The organism is Xanthomonas campestris pv. asclepiadis (assembly GCF_020784175.1).
Lineage (GTDB): Bacteria > Pseudomonadota > Gammaproteobacteria > Xanthomonadales > Xanthomonadaceae > Xanthomonas > Xanthomonas campestris_D.
In genome coordinates, this window is sequence record NZ_JAJGQM010000054.1 from 1 (window position 1) to 15,314 (window position 15,314).

At 64.3% G+C, this 15,314-nt stretch carries 10 protein-coding genes, 1 other RNA gene and 2 pseudogenes; 5 read left to right on the top strand and 8 right to left on the bottom strand.

Going from position 1 to position 15,314, the window contains the following annotated elements:
• Positions 1 to 252 precede the first annotated feature (252 nt).
• The 3 genes from LL972_RS18540 to LL972_RS18550 all read right to left on the bottom strand — a co-directional run bounded on the left by LL972_RS18540 (position 253) and on the right by LL972_RS18550 (position 1,456).
• On the bottom strand, positions 253 to 396 hold the full coding sequence (locus LL972_RS18540; protein ID WP_228328841.1) for a hypothetical protein: 144 nt from the start codon (positions 394 to 396) through the stop codon (positions 253 to 255).
• 335 nt (positions 397 to 731) lie between these two features.
• Positions 732 to 947 carry a hypothetical protein gene (locus LL972_RS18545; protein ID WP_228328842.1) on the bottom strand — a complete coding sequence of 72 codons (216 nt, stop codon included), beginning with the start codon at positions 945 to 947 and terminating at the stop codon, positions 732 to 734.
• A 152-nt stretch (positions 948 to 1,099) separates the two neighbouring features.
• Complete coding sequence (locus LL972_RS18550; protein WP_323134228.1) at positions 1,100 to 1,456, bottom strand: SDR family oxidoreductase; 357 nt, start codon at positions 1,454 to 1,456, stop codon at positions 1,100 to 1,102.
• Positions 1,457 to 1,604: 148 nt separating this feature from the next.
• On the opposite strand from LL972_RS18550, the gene LL972_RS18555 reads away from it, so the two are divergent.
• Positions 1,605 to 1,874, top strand: coding sequence for a LysR substrate-binding domain-containing protein (locus tag LL972_RS18555; RefSeq protein ID WP_228328844.1), 270 nt, complete (start codon positions 1,605 to 1,607; stop codon positions 1,872 to 1,874).
• A gap of 105 nt (positions 1,875 to 1,979) precedes the next feature.
• On the opposite strand, the pseudogene LL972_RS18560 reads toward LL972_RS18555, so the two are convergent.
• Both LL972_RS18560 and LL972_RS18565 read right to left on the bottom strand, forming a co-directional pair.
• A pseudogene (locus LL972_RS18560) lies at positions 1,980 to 2,153 on the bottom strand (IS3 family transposase); the annotation flags it as partial.
• A gap of 292 nt (positions 2,154 to 2,445) precedes the next feature.
• Positions 2,446 to 2,517: non-coding RNA, sX9 sRNA (locus tag LL972_RS18565), on the bottom strand.
• Positions 2,518 to 2,869: 352 nt separating this feature from the next.
• On the opposite strand from LL972_RS18565, the gene xopB reads away from it, so the two are divergent.
• Complete coding sequence (xopB, locus tag LL972_RS18570) at positions 2,870 to 4,468, top strand: XopB/HopD1 family type III secretion system effector (protein ID WP_323134229.1); 1,599 nt, start codon at positions 2,870 to 2,872, stop codon at positions 4,466 to 4,468.
• Positions 4,469 to 5,263: 795 nt separating this feature from the next.
• On the top strand, positions 5,264 to 6,343 hold the full coding sequence (locus LL972_RS18575; protein WP_429002196.1) for an ATP-grasp fold amidoligase family protein: 1,080 nt from the start codon (positions 5,264 to 5,266) through the stop codon (positions 6,341 to 6,343).
• A 233-nt stretch (positions 6,344 to 6,576) separates the two neighbouring features.
• Here LL972_RS18575 and trhA read toward each other — a convergent pair whose 3' ends face one another.
• Entirely contained in the window at positions 6,577 to 7,239 is a 663-nt protein-coding gene (trhA, locus tag LL972_RS18580; protein WP_228328846.1) for a PAQR family membrane homeostasis protein TrhA, read from the bottom strand.
• Positions 7,240 to 7,410: 171 nt separating this feature from the next.
• Here trhA and LL972_RS18585 point away from each other — a divergent pair.
• Positions 7,411 to 9,906: pseudogene (locus LL972_RS18585) on the top strand (DEAD/DEAH box helicase).
• The gene (locus LL972_RS18590; RefSeq protein ID WP_228328847.1) at positions 9,903 to 11,585 is read left to right on the top strand and encodes a ribonuclease H-like domain-containing protein; all 1,683 of its coding nucleotides are present in this window, start codon (positions 9,903 to 9,905) and stop codon (positions 11,583 to 11,585) included. The pseudogene LL972_RS18585 and the gene LL972_RS18590 overlap by 4 nt, the downstream one beginning before the upstream one ends.
• 178 nt (positions 11,586 to 11,763) lie before the next feature.
• Here LL972_RS18590 and avrBs2 read toward each other — a convergent pair whose 3' ends face one another.
• Both avrBs2 and LL972_RS18600 read right to left on the bottom strand, forming a co-directional pair.
• Entirely contained in the window at positions 11,764 to 13,959 is a 2,196-nt protein-coding gene (gene avrBs2, locus LL972_RS18595) for a type III secretion system effector avirulence protein AvrBs2 (protein WP_228328848.1), read from the bottom strand.
• A gap of 97 nt (positions 13,960 to 14,056) precedes the next feature.
• Positions 14,057 to 15,214, bottom strand: a complete 1,158-nt coding sequence (locus tag LL972_RS18600) for an ROK family protein (RefSeq protein ID WP_228328849.1) — start codon at positions 15,212 to 15,214, stop codon at positions 14,057 to 14,059.
• Positions 15,215 to 15,314 lie beyond the last annotated feature (100 nt).

Consider the following 15,314-nt stretch of genomic DNA (forward strand, 5'->3'; position numbering starts at 1 on the left):
TTCATGGAACCTCCTCGGGAAAGGGGACGAGAAAATTCCACTTCTGGCGTCAGCTAATGGGCGGGGGGATTACCCAGTCTGCACCCTACCGTTATGTAGAGGTTTTGTCAGCGGGGTACCCGGCATTTTGTACCAGCGGTGTCATCGGATGTGACTCCACGCCCTGAAATCACTTGAGTAAGAGGCGCTCGCGCTTGGTCGAGCGCCTCCACCGATTTACTGCAGCGCTCGCTTACTTACTGCCCTGCTCGCTTAATTGCTTTTCTTTTTCTTGTCCGGCGCTTGACTTAAAGCGGACGCGGCCGCCGTTTTTGAATCCTTGCCGGTGCTGCCACTTTTCAGGACCTTGCTAGCCGCCTTTGCCGCTTTGGGGCCGGTTTTCTCGTTGGTCGCCATGCGTGTGACCTCCTCGCCACCCGGATGGTGGCGAGGCGACGCTAGGCCGATTAAGTTGGCCGCACAAGTCTGGCTGCAGCGCGCGATGCGGCAGATACTGCAAGACCATCAGCTTCAACCGCTTGTCGGTGTCTTCGGCAGACATCCGTAATCCAGGTTAGCAGTCTATATAGACCCGCGGCCTTGGCGTCGCCATCTCCGCTTTCCTGAAATGAAAAAACCGGCGCGAGGCCAGCTGTTTCTGTCTGACTGCTACGGTGCAAACCCGTAGCAATGAGGTCAGTTGGTTGGGCAGCATGCGATTGCGGCCAATCCTTCATGGAGCCGTTGGCTGCTTACGCCGGCACACACACCGCGTCTGCCAGCAGGGCGCGCTGCCTGTGCAGATGCTGCTGGAAGCGGCTGGCGTAGTCCTGCGCCACCGCGCCGATGACGCTGGGCCGGGCGGCCAGGGCGGCGCGCCAGGCGCCGATGCGCGGCAGCCCTTCAAAGAGGGGTGCACAGACCTGCGCGGGCAGCAGGCCGAAGTAGCGCAGCAGCGGGGCGCACACCACACCACGCTCTCGAACAGGGTGGCCACACTGCCGCCCGGCTGGCCGATGCGCAGCAGCGGCACCTTGCCGGTGGGGGGCAGGGCCAGGAACCACTCCGGTTTGGCGTGCAGGTCGCCGGGGTGCCGGCGCCTGGCGGGGAGCTGCCATGCTCAGCCGTTGAGCAAGCGCCCGCCGTCGACCACGATTTCCGAACCCACCGTCCAACTGGATTCGTCCGAGGCCAGGTACAGCACGGCCTTGGCCACCTCTTCCGGGGTGCCGAAGCGGCCCATCGGGATGCTGGCGGCGATCTCCTCGTTGCGCTTTGCACGGTAGGCGTGGGGCACGCCGAGCTTGTCGTACAGCGGGGTTTCCACCGGGCCGGGGCTGACGGCGTTGACGCGGATGCCACGGCCCAGCAGCTCGCTGGACAGGGTCTTGGTCATGCTGAGGAAGGCGGCCTTGGTGGCGGCATACACCGAGGAGCGGGCCATGCCGGCATGCACGTTGACGGAGGTGTTGAGCACCACCGAGGCGTGTGCGTGGCAAGTAAGGACTATCTTGCCGAGCGCGGCGTGCCCGCCGTGCCCGAGGACCTGCGCCAGCACGATTGCGTGATCTACACCCTGCTGGCCTCCGGGGCGAGCTGGCGTTTCAAGTGAGGTGGAAGTGCCGGTGTCCGGCCGGATCCGGGTCAATTCGCCTGAAGCCGCGCGCGAATCTGTCAGCGCTAGCCTGGGCATCGGGCAGGGACCGGAGTGGTTGTTCGAGCAAGGGCTCAAGGCCGGGCATCTGCAGATCGTCCTTGGGGAGTTTTCTGCCCCTGCTGTGCCGATGCAGATTATGTATGCAGCCAACCGCCTTGTGCCGAAACGGGCGATTGTCTTCATGGATTTTATTGCCGAGGCATTTTCTAAAATTCCACACCTCAACGTGGCAGGCTAGTTATCCAGATACGAAAAGCCAACCAACTGGACACTCATCGGCGACGGAACTGGACACTGCCGCCGAATGAACTGGATGCGAGTGCCAGAAGCGTTAGACAGCGCTGCCGGCATCACGCTCGGCCTGACACATCCGGTTGCACAGCGTCTGCGACGAACAGCCCATTTTCCCGGCAATCGATTCGATCGCCGCCCACTGCGGGCCGTACTTTCCTTGGTGCTACCGCAGCAGCCGAACCGCCCGCATTCGCACTTCCAAGGAATACTTCGTCTTGCTCATGGCCCCATCGTCTCAAGAGTTTGAGCCTCCCAACTTCCCGGGGCGGTTCGCCCCGCGTCAATGCTTCGCCGTCCCAACCATGACTTCGGGCAAACAACGACATTCAGAGAGCTCTCCGCCAAACTTGCTTCCCCATTCATTGCAGGAGATCAACATGGGACCATGTAGTTCAAAACCGCGCGTGGCAGGCTCACCTGAGCATTATGCAACCCACTTCACAGGGCAGGTTGATCAGACCATCCTCAAAAATAAATTTTCAAATTGATTTTTAGGTTTTACCCACACTAAAAGCGGCTAACAAAACGTAGCCAGTTATCGTTAGATGGGTGGGGGCGGCGAACAGAACCGGAGTTTACGAGTGGATATGCCGATTCCGGGCGACGACCGCGCTCGCCCAGCGGCGGCGCAGTAGTTTTGTTAGCCGCTCTAAAGATTCTGGCTTTTCACTTAATTTTTAAAAAGGATAGGAAGACATGAAGGCAGAGCTCGCACGATCCCATTCCCTGTCGTCACTCGAGCACATACGCCACCCCGAACCTGGTGTAGGTAACGACCGTGATCTGGAAGCTGGCGCACAGCCCGAACATGGCGTCTTCCATCATTCCGAAGATGAGAGATTGCCAACCACCAGGCCTCCCCGGCGGCGCGGCACAAGCAGCGGGCCTACTAGCCCCAGGTCCACTGGGCAAGGCTCCGCCCGCACTGATAGCAGTGGATTGGAAACTCCGCTACTGATCTCGTTAACAGATCTCCGCAAGCCCAGGTATGCGGGATCGGTGCGCAGGCAAGAGAACCGACTTGTTTCTGACGACCCGGTGATGCACGCGTTGCTATCTTTCGCGCAGGTTGACCAGCCATTTCCACCACAGGTCGCGAGCACTGCCGGGGTCGGACTAGAGTTGGTGTCGCGTCGAGACCCGGAGAAAGCGCTTGAGGAGTTCAAGGACGCATTCACGGTTGAGACAGCGCAATTGATGCCCGCCGCCGACTCGTCGGAGCGGACAGCTGAGCAAATCGATGCTGACATTCATATCCCCTTATTGCTCAACGCGATTGAGCGGGGCTCCGCAGCATTTGGCCCAAGCGCGTCGATCGAGATGGCAGACGGCAGCCAGATCAGCGCCAAAGCGTTCCTCGCCTCGTGTGCCCCGGATGTCATGTCCAATGACGATGTCCTGGCGACGTTCGTCAACCAGAAACTCAAAGCGGACGAGGACCTGCAGGTCCGTCTGGGTGCACATGAATTGCTATATGTGGCGACCAAGAAAGAGTTTCAGCTCGGCGGCTTGGCCGGTAGCATTGGCGTCAGCAGCATACTCGGCTCCGCATGGGAACTCGGCGCGTCGGAAATGTTGAAAAAAGCCATCTTCGGCAAAGATTTCTCGCCCAGCCAGTATGCTCTGCAATTGGCCGGAATCGATTCAGTGCCCCCTTTGATAATCGAGACCATGGACACCATGTGTGTGCTTGCAATCATCAAGGGTATGAAGGGTGAGGACTGGTCCATGCGCGACCTGCTCCCCAAGGCAATGAAAGCCGGCGCCATCTCCTCAGTTGTGTCATTCCCCAATAACGTCTTGCAGTACACAGGCTTTAAATCAGGATTGGGTGATCTTGCGGCCAATACGACGACAACCGAAGCGGCCATTTTTGGCGCTGCCTCCGGCATTCCGCCCGAAGTCAAGGAAAGCGAAGAGTTGATGCGCGCTGGATTGTTCCAGAGCATTAAGGACGGCGTCATGGCGCACCCCGGCGAGACGATGGACCCGGAAGAGGCGATTGAGCAGATGGCGCGTCATGCGCTCGATGTTGCCCCCGGCGAAAGCACCGCTGTCAAGTCCATGGGGCTGGCATCCATTGTCGGGATGATCCCGCTGATCGCCGGCAACAAAGCCACAGGATTGCTCTCGGAAAAGGTGCTGCGTATCTTCCGGAGCACCGTCTTCAATCCGATCGAAGCCATCGCTCTGAACGCACTGGCGCTTGGAGGACGCATGCATGTTCCTGGGCTATTTGAATCGGACAATGCCAAGCACGCGCGGGTTGTGCAAACCATTCTGGCGCGAGCAAGCGAGCAAATGGAAAGCGGGGCTCGGGAAATTACCTTAGAAGAATTGCATCGGATTTTGGCACCCAGAAGCGAGTTCCTTCGTCATGTAGGAACCGCAATTGTCAAAGGCATGAATGCAAGCTTCGAGGCCCTTCCCGCGCTGGCCCGTAAACTTGGATACGGCGAAACTCCGTTGGCCGAACGTATTCCGTATCAGGACCTGGCTGTGTCCAATCCTTCGCACCAAGCCGCCCCTGAGCCGTAATCCACGTAATAGCCCGGGTAGCGATCAGTGCTCGGGGACATGGGATACATCCCTCCGCAGCTTCGAGGGATGCACGGCGCTGGCGAAGCCAGTGAACCGGCTCGCGATTCCGGGAGGCTCCACTTCTTGAAAAGATGGAGCCTCCCGGAATCTGAACTGCCCCCAGAAGTGCTACGAGTGCCGCAGCTTGTCGCGCACGGTTGCGAGTGTTGCCTGATGCCGCTCCACGATGCCACTGTGTGCCTGGTTGCTGGGCTACACCGGCATTCAACCCGCACCGCTGCGCTGCGTACCTTCACCACCTCGCCTCCGCCGGGAGTTGCTGCCTACGTCTGTTGAGCGAAGCATCCTGAGGGGTGCGGGCTTGGCGGGTTGGTCGGTGCTGGCGCGCTCGGGCATGCGCCATGCGCTCACGTATCGCTGCCATTGATCGCTGATCGCCCATTGCGCGGCGACCGCGCGTTGGCAGGCGGGCCGTTGCACCGGGTTCAGCGGTGCCAGCGCGGGCGTGGCGCCAACGGCGTTGCGGCTGGCGGATGCCCTGCACTAGCGCACGCCTCACTGAAACCGGCCACAGGTTGCGCCCGCCCGCATCGCCGCTGGAGAGACCGGATCGCCTGTCGAGAACGGCTTTTAGAGGCCGCCAAGCGAACTGGGCTTAAAAAAAACTGGCCGTCTGAGACGAAATGCATCCCTGGTCTCACTTTTTGCGTATATCGTGCTCCATGTCACTTTTTAATGTGATGTGTGTCGCACTTTACTGCGGACAAGGATCTGGACATGCCCGACGATCTGATGGGGCTGCACACGCAGCCAGCTGCGTGCGGTGCGACGGGACAGGAATGGGCAGTCATGCCGCCGTCGTTGTCGCCGTTGTTCGGCGACCGCCGCACGGCCGCGCCGCCACGCGCGCCGACACCAGCGCCGGACACGCCCAGTCTCAAGCGTCTGCTGCGCAAGAACGCGCGCCGCCTGGTGCAAACATTGCCCTGGCGGCACCAGGACAGGCTGTACTTCCTGTACACCTTCGGGCGGCTTCCGGATCTGTATGCGCCCAAGTGCTTCAACGAGAAGATCCTGTACCGCAAATGCGTGCACGGCGATTACCCGTTGTACATGCGGCTGGCCGACAAGTTCGCGGTGCGCCCGTATGTGGCGGCCAGGATCGGTGAGGCGCATCTGATCCCGCTGCTGCTGGACTGCACCGATCCGCGGGAGTTGCTGCGGCTGCACCGTTGGCGGCAGACCGTGATCAAGGCCAACCACGGCGCGGCGATGGTGGAGATCGTGCGCGAGGAGCCGGATGCGGTGCAGCGGCGGCGCATCGTCGAGCGCTGCGACCAGTGGCTGCAGATCGACTTCTCGCAGACGGTGCGCGAGATCCATTACCGCGATATTCCGCCGCGCATCCTGGTGGAGCAGTACATCGGCGATGCGCAGCAGGTGCCGGTGGACTACAAGTTCCACATGTTCCGGCAGGCGGATGGCAGTTTTCAGTACGTGCTGCAGGTGATCTACGGGCGCTTCGACACGCCGAAGCTGGGGATGACCTTCTTTGTCGGCAACCTGCACAAGGCCTTCCACCGCATCCGCGACGATGGACGCGTGCCGCCGTGCGCGCCGGCGCTGCTCGAGCAGGCGCTGGAACTGAGCAAGCGCATGGCCAGCGAGTTCGATTACGTGCGGGTGGATTGGTATATCCAGCGCGGGCAGATCTATTTCGGCGAGCTGACCTTCACTCCGGGTGCGGGGCTGGTCACCGGCCTGGACCGCGGGCTGGACCGGATGATGGGCGATATGTGGGTGCAGCGGCGTGCGCCGGTGGACGCGTGTTTGCCCGCCGACGGCATCCGTCTGCGGGTGCCGATGCGGTGAGCGCTCAACGCGGCAGCGCAGGCCTGGCCGCAGCGCGCCGGTGAGGTTGGAGTACAGCGTGCAGGCCAGCGGCAAGCTGCATGCGGTGATCGTGATTTCCGAGCTGCAGCGCGCCGGATGCGGCGTTCGAGGCGGTGTTGAAGACGAACTCAGCAGTGCCGCTGCGGCGGCAGGGTCTTCAAGTATCACTCCGGGGAGGCAAGTCGGCCGCGCCGGGCGAGAGACCGACCCGGCTACGCCCCACCCAACGGCCGCAGGCACAACCAGATCGCGCACCAGTGCGACAGCGCACCGCCCAGCACGTGGGCGTGCCAGATGGCGCGGTTGTAGACCAGCGACTTGCGCACGTAGAAGGTGACGCCCACGGTGTAGAACGCGCCGCCGCCGGCGATCAGCCAGAGCACGGTGCTGTCCAGGCCGGCGATCAGCGGTTTGATCACCACGATGCCGGCCCAGCCCAGCAACAGGTAGATCACCACCCAGAAGCCCTTGGCGATGCCGGGCAGGCACAGCTTGGCGAACACGCCGAACAGCGCCACGCTCCAGACCCCGAGGATCATCGCCCAGCGCCAGGTGCCGTCGAGGGCGACCAGCAGGAACGGCGTGTAGGAGCCGGCGATCATGACGAAGATGCCGGCGTGGTCGAACTTGCGCAGCATCGGCTGGCGGTGCGGCGGTGCGAAGTTGTAGGCCGCCGAGCAGCCGAACATCACCAGCAGCCCCAGCGCGTACACGCAGGTGGCCAGCAGCATGGTCTGGTTGGCATGCGCGCGCCAGACCATCCAGGCCCCGCCGACGATGGCAAGAAACAGGCCCGCCGCATGCACCACGACATCGGCACGGCGGGCGGAACGCGTCTTGTAGTGTGGGGCGGTGGCGCTGGGGGGCACGGGCACAGGGGGTCTTCGAAAGGGGGGAGCCCAGCGTGCAACGCGGCGATGACGCAGTGGGGACCACAGGATACCCGCTTGCTGAATCCGCTCAGTGACACAGGCTCGCCGGTTTGGCCCCGGTCTCATACCCTGAGACACCTCCCCTGTCTCATGCCCCTCTTTGGGAGCCGCCGTATGCCTCCGTTTGCCCTCGCTCCCCGCACCGAAACCGCCGAACGCGCGCTGGCCACCACCGATGGCCGGCCCAGCCGCGACGGCGCGTTGCTCACGCAGCGCCTGGAACGGCGTTACCACGACCGCATCACCGGCAGCTTCACCCTGCCCGGGCGCGAGGGCCGCTATGCGCCGATCCCGGACGATGTGCCCAGCGCGCTGGCCGATGCCTTGCGCGCGCGCGGCATCGACCGGCTCTACAGCCACCAGGCCGACGCCTGGGCGGCCACCCAGCGCGGCGAGCATGTGGCGATCGTGACGCCCACCGCTTCGGGCAAGTCGCTGTGCTACACGCTGCCGGTGGTGAGCGCGGCGATGCGCTCCGGGGCCAAGGCGCTGTACCTGTTCCCGACCAAGGCGCTGGCGCAGGACCAGGTGGCCGAACTGCTGGAATTGAACCGCGCCGGCGCGCTGGGGGTGAAGGCCTTCACCTTCGACGGCGACACGCCGGGCGATGCGCGCCAGGCGATCCGCCTGCATGGCGACATCGTGGTGAGCAACCCGGACATGCTGCACCAGGCGATCCTGCCGCATCACACCAAGTGGGCGCAGTTCTTCGAGAACCTGCGCTATGTGGTGATCGACGAGATCCACACCTACCGCGGCGTGTTCGGCAGCCACGTCACCAACGTGCTGCGCCGGCTCAAGCGCATCTGCGCGTTCTACGGCGCCAGCCCGCAGTTCATCCTGTGCTCGGCCACCATCGGCAACCCGCACGCGCACGCGCAGGCCTTGATCGAAGAGCAGGTGCATGCGATCACCGAGTCCGGCGCGCCCACCGGCGACAAGCACGTGCTGCTGTGGAACCCGCCGGTGGTCAATGCCGACCTGGGCCTGCGCGCGTCGGCACGCTCGCAGAGCAACCGCATTGCGCGCATCGCGATCAAGAGCGGGCTGAAGACGCTGGTGTTCGCGCAGACGCGGCTGATGGTGGAAGTGCTGACCAAGTACCTGAAGGACATCTTCGACCACGACCCGCGCAAGCCGCCACGCATCCGTGCGTACCGCGGCGGCTACCTGCCCACCGAGCGGCGCGAGGTGGAGCGCGCGATGCGCGCGGGCAATATCGACGGCATCGTGTCCACCTCGGCGCTGGAACTGGGCGTGGATATCGGCGCGCTGGATGTGGTGATCCTCAACGGCTACCCCGGCAGCGTGGCGGCGACCTGGCAGCGCTTCGGCCGCGCCGGGCGGCGCCAGCAACCGGCGCTGGGCGTGCTGGTGGCCAGCTCGCAGCCGCTGGACCAATACGTGGTGCGGCATCCGGATTTCTTCGCCGATGCCTCGCCCGAGCATGCGCGTATCGCGCCGGACCAGCCGCTGATCCTGTTCGACCACATCCGCTGCGCGGCGTTCGAGTTGCCGTTCATTGCCAGCGAACCGTTCGGGCCGATCGACCCGCTGGTGTTCCTGGAAGCGCTGGCCGAGAGCGAGGTGATCCACCAGGAAGGCGACCGCTGGGAGTGGATCGCCAACAGCTACCCGGCCAACGCGGTGAGCCTGCGCTCGGTGGCCGACGGTAATTTCGTGGTGGTGGACAAGAGCGATGGCAAGCAGCAGATCATCGCCGAGGTGGATTACTCGGCCGCGGCGCTGACCTTGTACGAAGGCGCCATCCACATGGTGCAGAGCACGCCGTACCAGGTGGAGCGGCTGGACTGGGAAGGCCGCAAGGCCTATGTCACGCGCACCCATGTGGACTACTACACCGACAGCATCGACTACACCAAGTTGAAGGTGCTGGACCGCTTCGACGGCGGCGTGGCCGGGCGCGGCGATTCGCACCATGGCGAGGTGCATGTGGTGCGGCGCGTGTCCGGCTACAAGAAGATCCGCTACTACACGCACGAGAACATCGGCTACGGCCCGGTCAACCTGCCCGACCAGGAACTGCACACCACTGCGGTGTGGTGGCAGCTGCCGTAGGCCACGCTGGGCAAGGCGTTCGCGTCCAAGCAGGATGCGCTGGATGGATTTTTAGGTGCGGCCTACGCGCTGCACGTGGTGGCGACGGTGGCGGTGATGGCCGATGCGCGCGACCTGCAAAAGGCCGTGGGCAATGGCGACGGCGCGTGGTTTGCGGTGGCCGACCAGACCGGGCGTGGGCAACTGCGCGGCGTGGAAGAAGGCGAGCACGACGCGGTGGAACTGCAGCAGGCCTTCGTGCCCACGGTGTATCTGTACGACAACTTCCCCGGCGGCGTGGGCCTGAGCGAGCCGCTGTGGCTGCGCCAGGCCGAGCTGCTGCAGCGCGCCGACGAGCTGGTGCGGCGGTGCGATTGCAGCGCCGGCTGCCCGGCCTGCGTGGGGCCGGTGCTGGCCGCGCACGAAGAAGGCAAGGGCGAGTCGCCCAAGTCGTTGGCGTTGACGGTGCTGGCGCTGTTGTTCGATGCGGATGCGCCGTTGCGCCACGCCACCCAGGTGGACGAGGACCTGGCGCTGGACGTGCTTGCATGAGTGTGAGTGCGGACCGGCTGCGGTTGTTGCGCCGGCAGGCCGGGCACACCGATGTACGTGCGCCGGTGGCGGGTGCAGACAGCGATGCACTACATGGCGCGCAGGCAGCGCCTGCGGTTGATGCGGATGCCGGACTTCTTGGTGGAGTGCCCCAACTGCATTCCAATGCAGGCGCGCGTGTTGCGCCGCATGCAGCGATGGCACGCGCGGTCGTGGATCCTGCCCCTACTAGCGACATTGCCGCACGTGAGGTGCGTTGTGGTGCATCTTCGCCCTGCGATGCGCCGGCGATCGCGCAGACCGGCGTGGACGATGAAACCTCAGCGTTCGCGACCGAATGCATGATGCTTTCGCCTGCACAACAGATGCACTCCGCAGTGGTCGGACGGACATCTGGTGAAGCAGTTGTTGTGGGCGATGCGCGCACGCGTGCCGCAAGTGAAATGTCTGCAACGGCACAACCGACGCGTGAGCCGGCAGCACCGGTGCCTGGCAGCGTCCCTGGTGTCAGCGCAGAACGTTTGCGCCTGCTACGCCGCCAGGTCGGCGGGCTGACACCCACGGCGCGCAAGGACGATGCGGTGGTGCCCACGCGTGCGCAACGCCAGCCTGCACCGGGTGCTGCTGCGTCTGGGTCACGCGCTTTGCCGCGCGAGGCTGCTGTGCGAAGCGCGCAGCCCGGCAGCGCACCAGCCATGACGCGCCGCGCCCTGCAGGCGCCGGTTGCGGCACCGCCTGCACGCGATACCTCGGCGTTTGCCTGGGTGGACCACGAGGTGCGCCACAAGCCGGCAGGTGCGGCCGCCGATGCGGCAGCGCGCGTGCCGGCGGTGCGCGCAACACCTGCGGCGCCCACCTCCCCCCCGGCACCGCAGCGACGCACCGATATCGCCGGCCTGCGCAAGATGATCGGTTTACGCGAGCGCGCGGTCTCGGCGCATACGCCGGTACGCGCGGCGTCCACCGATCGGCATCTGCCCGGCAACGAGATCGCACCGGGCCTGCACCTGATCGAAGCCTTCCTGCCGCAGCCGATCCCGCGCCAGGCGCTGTCGCTGGCCTTCGCCAAGCGCGAGGACGCGGTGGACCCGAGGGATCTGCTGTTCTTCGACACCGAAACCACCGGCCTGGCTGGCGGCACCGGCACGCGCGCCTTCATGATCGGCGTGGCCGATTGGTGCATGGACGATGCGCAAGGCAGCGGGCTGCGCGTGCGCCAGCTGATGATGTCCACGATGGCGGCCGAGAGCGCGATGCTGGATCTGTTCCGCAGCTGGCTGTCGCCACAGACGGTGTTGTCCAGCTACAACGGCCGCTGCTACGACGCGCCGTTGTTGAAGACGCGCTACCGGCTGGCGCGCCGCGGCGACCCGATCTCCGCGCTGGACCATGTGGATCTGCTGTTCCCCACCCGCCGGCGCTATCGCGGCACCTGGGAGAACTGCAAGCTGTCCACCATCGAACGTCAGCTGCTGCGCGTGGTGCGCGAGGACGACCTGCCCGGCTCCGAAGCGCCGGCGGCATGGCTGAGCTACCTGCGCGGCGGCAGCGCGCGCAACCTGCGCCGCGTGGCCGAGCACAACCACCAGGACGTGGTGACCTTGTCGCTGCTGCTGCAACGCCTGGTGGCGGTGGATGCGCAGGACCGTGAAGTGATTCCGATGCTGGAGATGCCTTAACGCTGGACCAGGCGCGGCGCTGGCGCGATGCCGGTATGTCTGAGGGCGCGCTACCCCTCGCCGTCCTCGCCCGGGGCGATGCACATTCCAGGGCTGCAGTGCATCGGCTGCTGCGTGATCGGTGCGGCTCACGCAGGTAACAATCAGATACGCACAATGCAGGATTCTTGCGTCAGGATCATTCCTCCGGCTCGGCGTGTTTGGCCTGTTCGTTGAGGTAATGGCTCACGGGTGCGCCGCGATAGCGATCGGTGAGCAGCCCGAGCGATTCGGCACGCTTATCGGTGGCATCGCGTGCTGCCGGGGTCTGCTGCGCTGTCGTATCTCGATCCAGTGTTGCTCCTTCGCGCGCTGCGTCGACGTTCACCTTGTCCAGTGGCTGCTTCATCGCATTGAACTGTCTCCGTCGCAGGCCGACAAGCGCGGCGTCGCGTCCGGTGTCGATGGGCGTGCCTGGCGGGGCGTTCAACTCCACGCCGGTGTGCCCACGCGGCAGCGTACGGTTCTCACGCAGTGCCAGAACCTCTTCGTTAGGCTGGTCGGTAAGCACACTATCGCCTTGATCGCGGAATGCACCTGCAGTTCCACGTGCCGGCTCGAAGCCGGTCTCCGGAATCGGATTGATCTCGCCAAAGACGCCCCAGGTAAAGTATTTCCGGCTTCCATCTGACTGCGCCATCGAAAAATCCTCATAGCGGTAGGCCGAACTCAACGCGGCTTTCTCATAACCTGAACCGGGCTGCTGCAGGCGTGCGCGAGCGTCCTGTAGGGCCTTGCCGGCTTTGCTGTCGCGATCGGTGACCATGGCCTCGGCAACCACGGGATGCATGCCATTCCAGCTTTGCATCCAGCCGGTAGCGGTGTCGGCCAGGCCGCTCGTGCTCTCGTCACCGGGAAAAAGGACGCGCAGCTGCGGATCCTGGATGGAGTCCTGGCCCAGGATGGGCACGACCTTGATCTTGCTGAGATCGCGACGTAGTTTCTGACGTCGCGGTTCGTCCTGCGAATGCAGAGGATTAATCTGCAGACGCTTGCACATGTTAGAGAACAGCTCATCGAAACCGCCCTTATAGGCAGCCGAATACACCTTGACCGCCGTGAAGCGCCGCAGCTGCGGTTGCTTCATCAACAGCAGGGCAACGTCCTCGGCGGTTTTCTCCTTGCAGTCCAGCACAACCGACATTCCGGGCTTGGTGTGCACCACATGCTTCAGCATCTCTTCGATGCTGGAAAGACGTTGAGTGGTCTGCACGAAGTTGCCGTCCACAGGATTGCGAATCACCAGCGGTTGATCGTGCAATTGCGAAAACGGCGTGTTGGCGACCAGTGGATTGTCCGGATCATCCAGCACCCGTCCCACCGTGAAATCGTGCAGCATCATCGGCACACCGTCGGCACTTACCTGGACATCCAGTTCGACGGTGCGATACCCCTGCGCATACGCGTGATCGACTGCAGCGAGTGAGTTCTCCGGAATGCCATTGCGAAAGTCGTAGAGCCCACGGTGCACCATGACATCCTTGCCGAGCGACTTGGTGCTTTCTGCCTGGAGATAGTTCTCGTGGACGACCTGCTTGAGGTGTTCGTGCAGCTGCGTGGCCTTGCCTTCCAGCAGACGATGATCGTCGGGCTTGTAGAACCCGGCGCCGCCGTGCTGTGCGGGAATCTGATGCCCGTGATACTTCAAGGTCTGCTGCATCTTTCGTCGCGCTGGATGTGACTGCGAAGCAGCCGCCAACCAGTCGGGATTTTCCACTCCCTGCCCGGGCAGATCCAGCGCATTGCGCAAGGCAGTGTGGGCTGCGTCGCTGAAGGTGTCCCCAGGCGCAAACGCGCGCTGCAGATCGAAGATGATGCGGCCCTGCTGCGCATCGACCAGCACCGGGCCTGCCGCTGCGCTGGCGCAATCGGGTAGCGCTTTGGCCATGGCTTTGAACGCGGCTCTATCCAGATACACCGGCTGCAGCGCTCCAGCTGCAAGCTTTGCTGCAATGCTGTCCTTCTCGGGCGCGATGCCGGCCTGCGCAAGGTGGGTGGCCAGCTTGCTTTGCAGCGCCTGCACCGTGATCTGCCTTGCCTGCACTTCGGCCAGGCGCTGCTCCGAAAATTCGCTGTCCAGTGCCACCAATGCCTGCTTGCCGGTCATGGCGCTGTCGTTCAACGGCACCAGTGGTGGTTGCATCGACGCCTGGCGACGCGGACGTGGACCCAGCGGCGGGTTGCCGCCGGGCACGTGCGGCACCTCCATCGGGGTGGTCGGGCTGGTCTGTGTCGGTGTTGCCAGCGCGGTGGTAGGCGTGGCGGCTGGTTGCAAGGGAGCAATACGCATGACGACCTCAAGAGCACTGCGGGCGGCCAGTAAAGCGCGTGGCATATGACAATTCGCAGCCAAGGCGAACTATGCCGCTGCAATGCGAAACGATGCCCCATCGCAATGCCGGCGCACTGCATCAGCTGGTCCACCGCCGGCGCTAGAACAGCGTTTCCTTGAACGGCAGCATGGCCGCGCCCAGCACCGTGGCGTGTGCCTGCACCTGCCCGACCAGCAACGCCGGATACGGCGATGCGACGCCGCGCCGTGGCGCAGGTTCGAAGGCGACACGGGCGATCAGCCGTTGCGCAAGATCTGCCGGCAGGCGCGCGCCAAAGACGATGACGCGCGGGTCGATCAAGGCGATGATCGCCGCCACCGCCAGGGTCACGGTGGGTTGCACCGCATCCAGCCAGGCCTCGATCTGCGGCCATGCCGGATCGTAGTGCTGCAGCATGGTGTGCAGGTCCGGCAGCGCATGGCCATCGGCGACCAGCGCCTGGCGCAGGCTTTCCAGCGTGGGCCGCGCGCTGCCGGTGATGGCCGAGATGCGCCCCAGTTCGCCCACGTTGCCGTGCGCGCCGCGGTGCACGCTGCCGGCGGCGATCACGCCCGCGGCAAACCCGTCGGCGATGGTCAGGTAGACCAGATCCGGCGACTGGCGGCCGACTCCGTACAAGGCCTCGGCCAGCGCGGCGCAATGGGCGTCGTTGTCCATCCAGACCGGCAACTGCAGGCGTTCGGCGATGAAGCGGTCCAGCTCGACCTGCATCCATTCGGCGGCCAGTGTGAGCGGCGGATTGACCCGCGTGCCATCGCCGATGCGCGGGCCGGTCATGCTGACGCCCACCCCGAACAGCTGCTGCCGGTCCACCCCGGCGGCCTGCAGCAACTGCTCCACCAATTCCGGCAACTGTGCCGCGACCAGATCCAGCGTCAGCGGGAACGCGGTGAGCTGGCGCATGCCGCGTACCTGCCCGGCGAAGTCGATCAGCACCACCGCGATGCCATCGACCATCAACGACACCCCCACGCTGAATGCATAGTCGGGCACCAGACTCAACTCGACGCTGGGTTGGCCGCGCCCCCGGCGCAGCGACGGGCCAACCTGGAGCAGGCCATGTGCAACCAGCGGGTCGATGATGCCCTTGGTGCCGGGGACGCTGAGCCCGCTGGCGCGTGGCAGGTCGGCACGCGCCAGCTGACCGGCACTGCGGATCAGATCCAGCAACGCGCGCTCGCTGGAACCGGCGGCCTGGCCGTCGCTGCGGCGGCGGTAATGCGAACGAATGGCCGCGTGGGCGAAGAAGGAAGACATGGAAGGCAAAAGAACCGGTGGTGTCACATAAGCTTAAATTAAGCAGATTAATTTAGTCGGTTTGCGGCCACCACGTTGGGGCCGCCCGACAGTGCGGATC

Bases quoted from the DNA above. Each gene is read 5' to 3' on its own strand.
- LL972_RS18540 (WP_228328841.1), bottom strand. From the start codon at position 396: ATGGCGACCAACGAGAAAACCGGCCCCAAAGCGGCAAAGGCGGCTAGC.
- LL972_RS18575 (WP_429002196.1), top strand. From the start codon at position 5,264: ATGGGGCTGCACACGCAGCCAGCTGCGTGCGGTGCGACGGGACAGGAA.
- LL972_RS18590 (WP_228328847.1), top strand. From the start codon at position 9,903: ATGAGTGTGAGTGCGGACCGGCTGCGGTTGTTGCGCCGGCAGGCCGGG.
- avrBs2 (WP_228328848.1), bottom strand. From the start codon at position 13,959: ATGCCACGCGCTTTACTGGCCGCCCGCAGTGCTCTTGAGGTCGTCATG.
- LL972_RS18600 (WP_228328849.1), bottom strand. From the start codon at position 15,214: ATGTCTTCCTTCTTCGCCCACGCGGCCATTCGTTCGCATTACCGCCGC.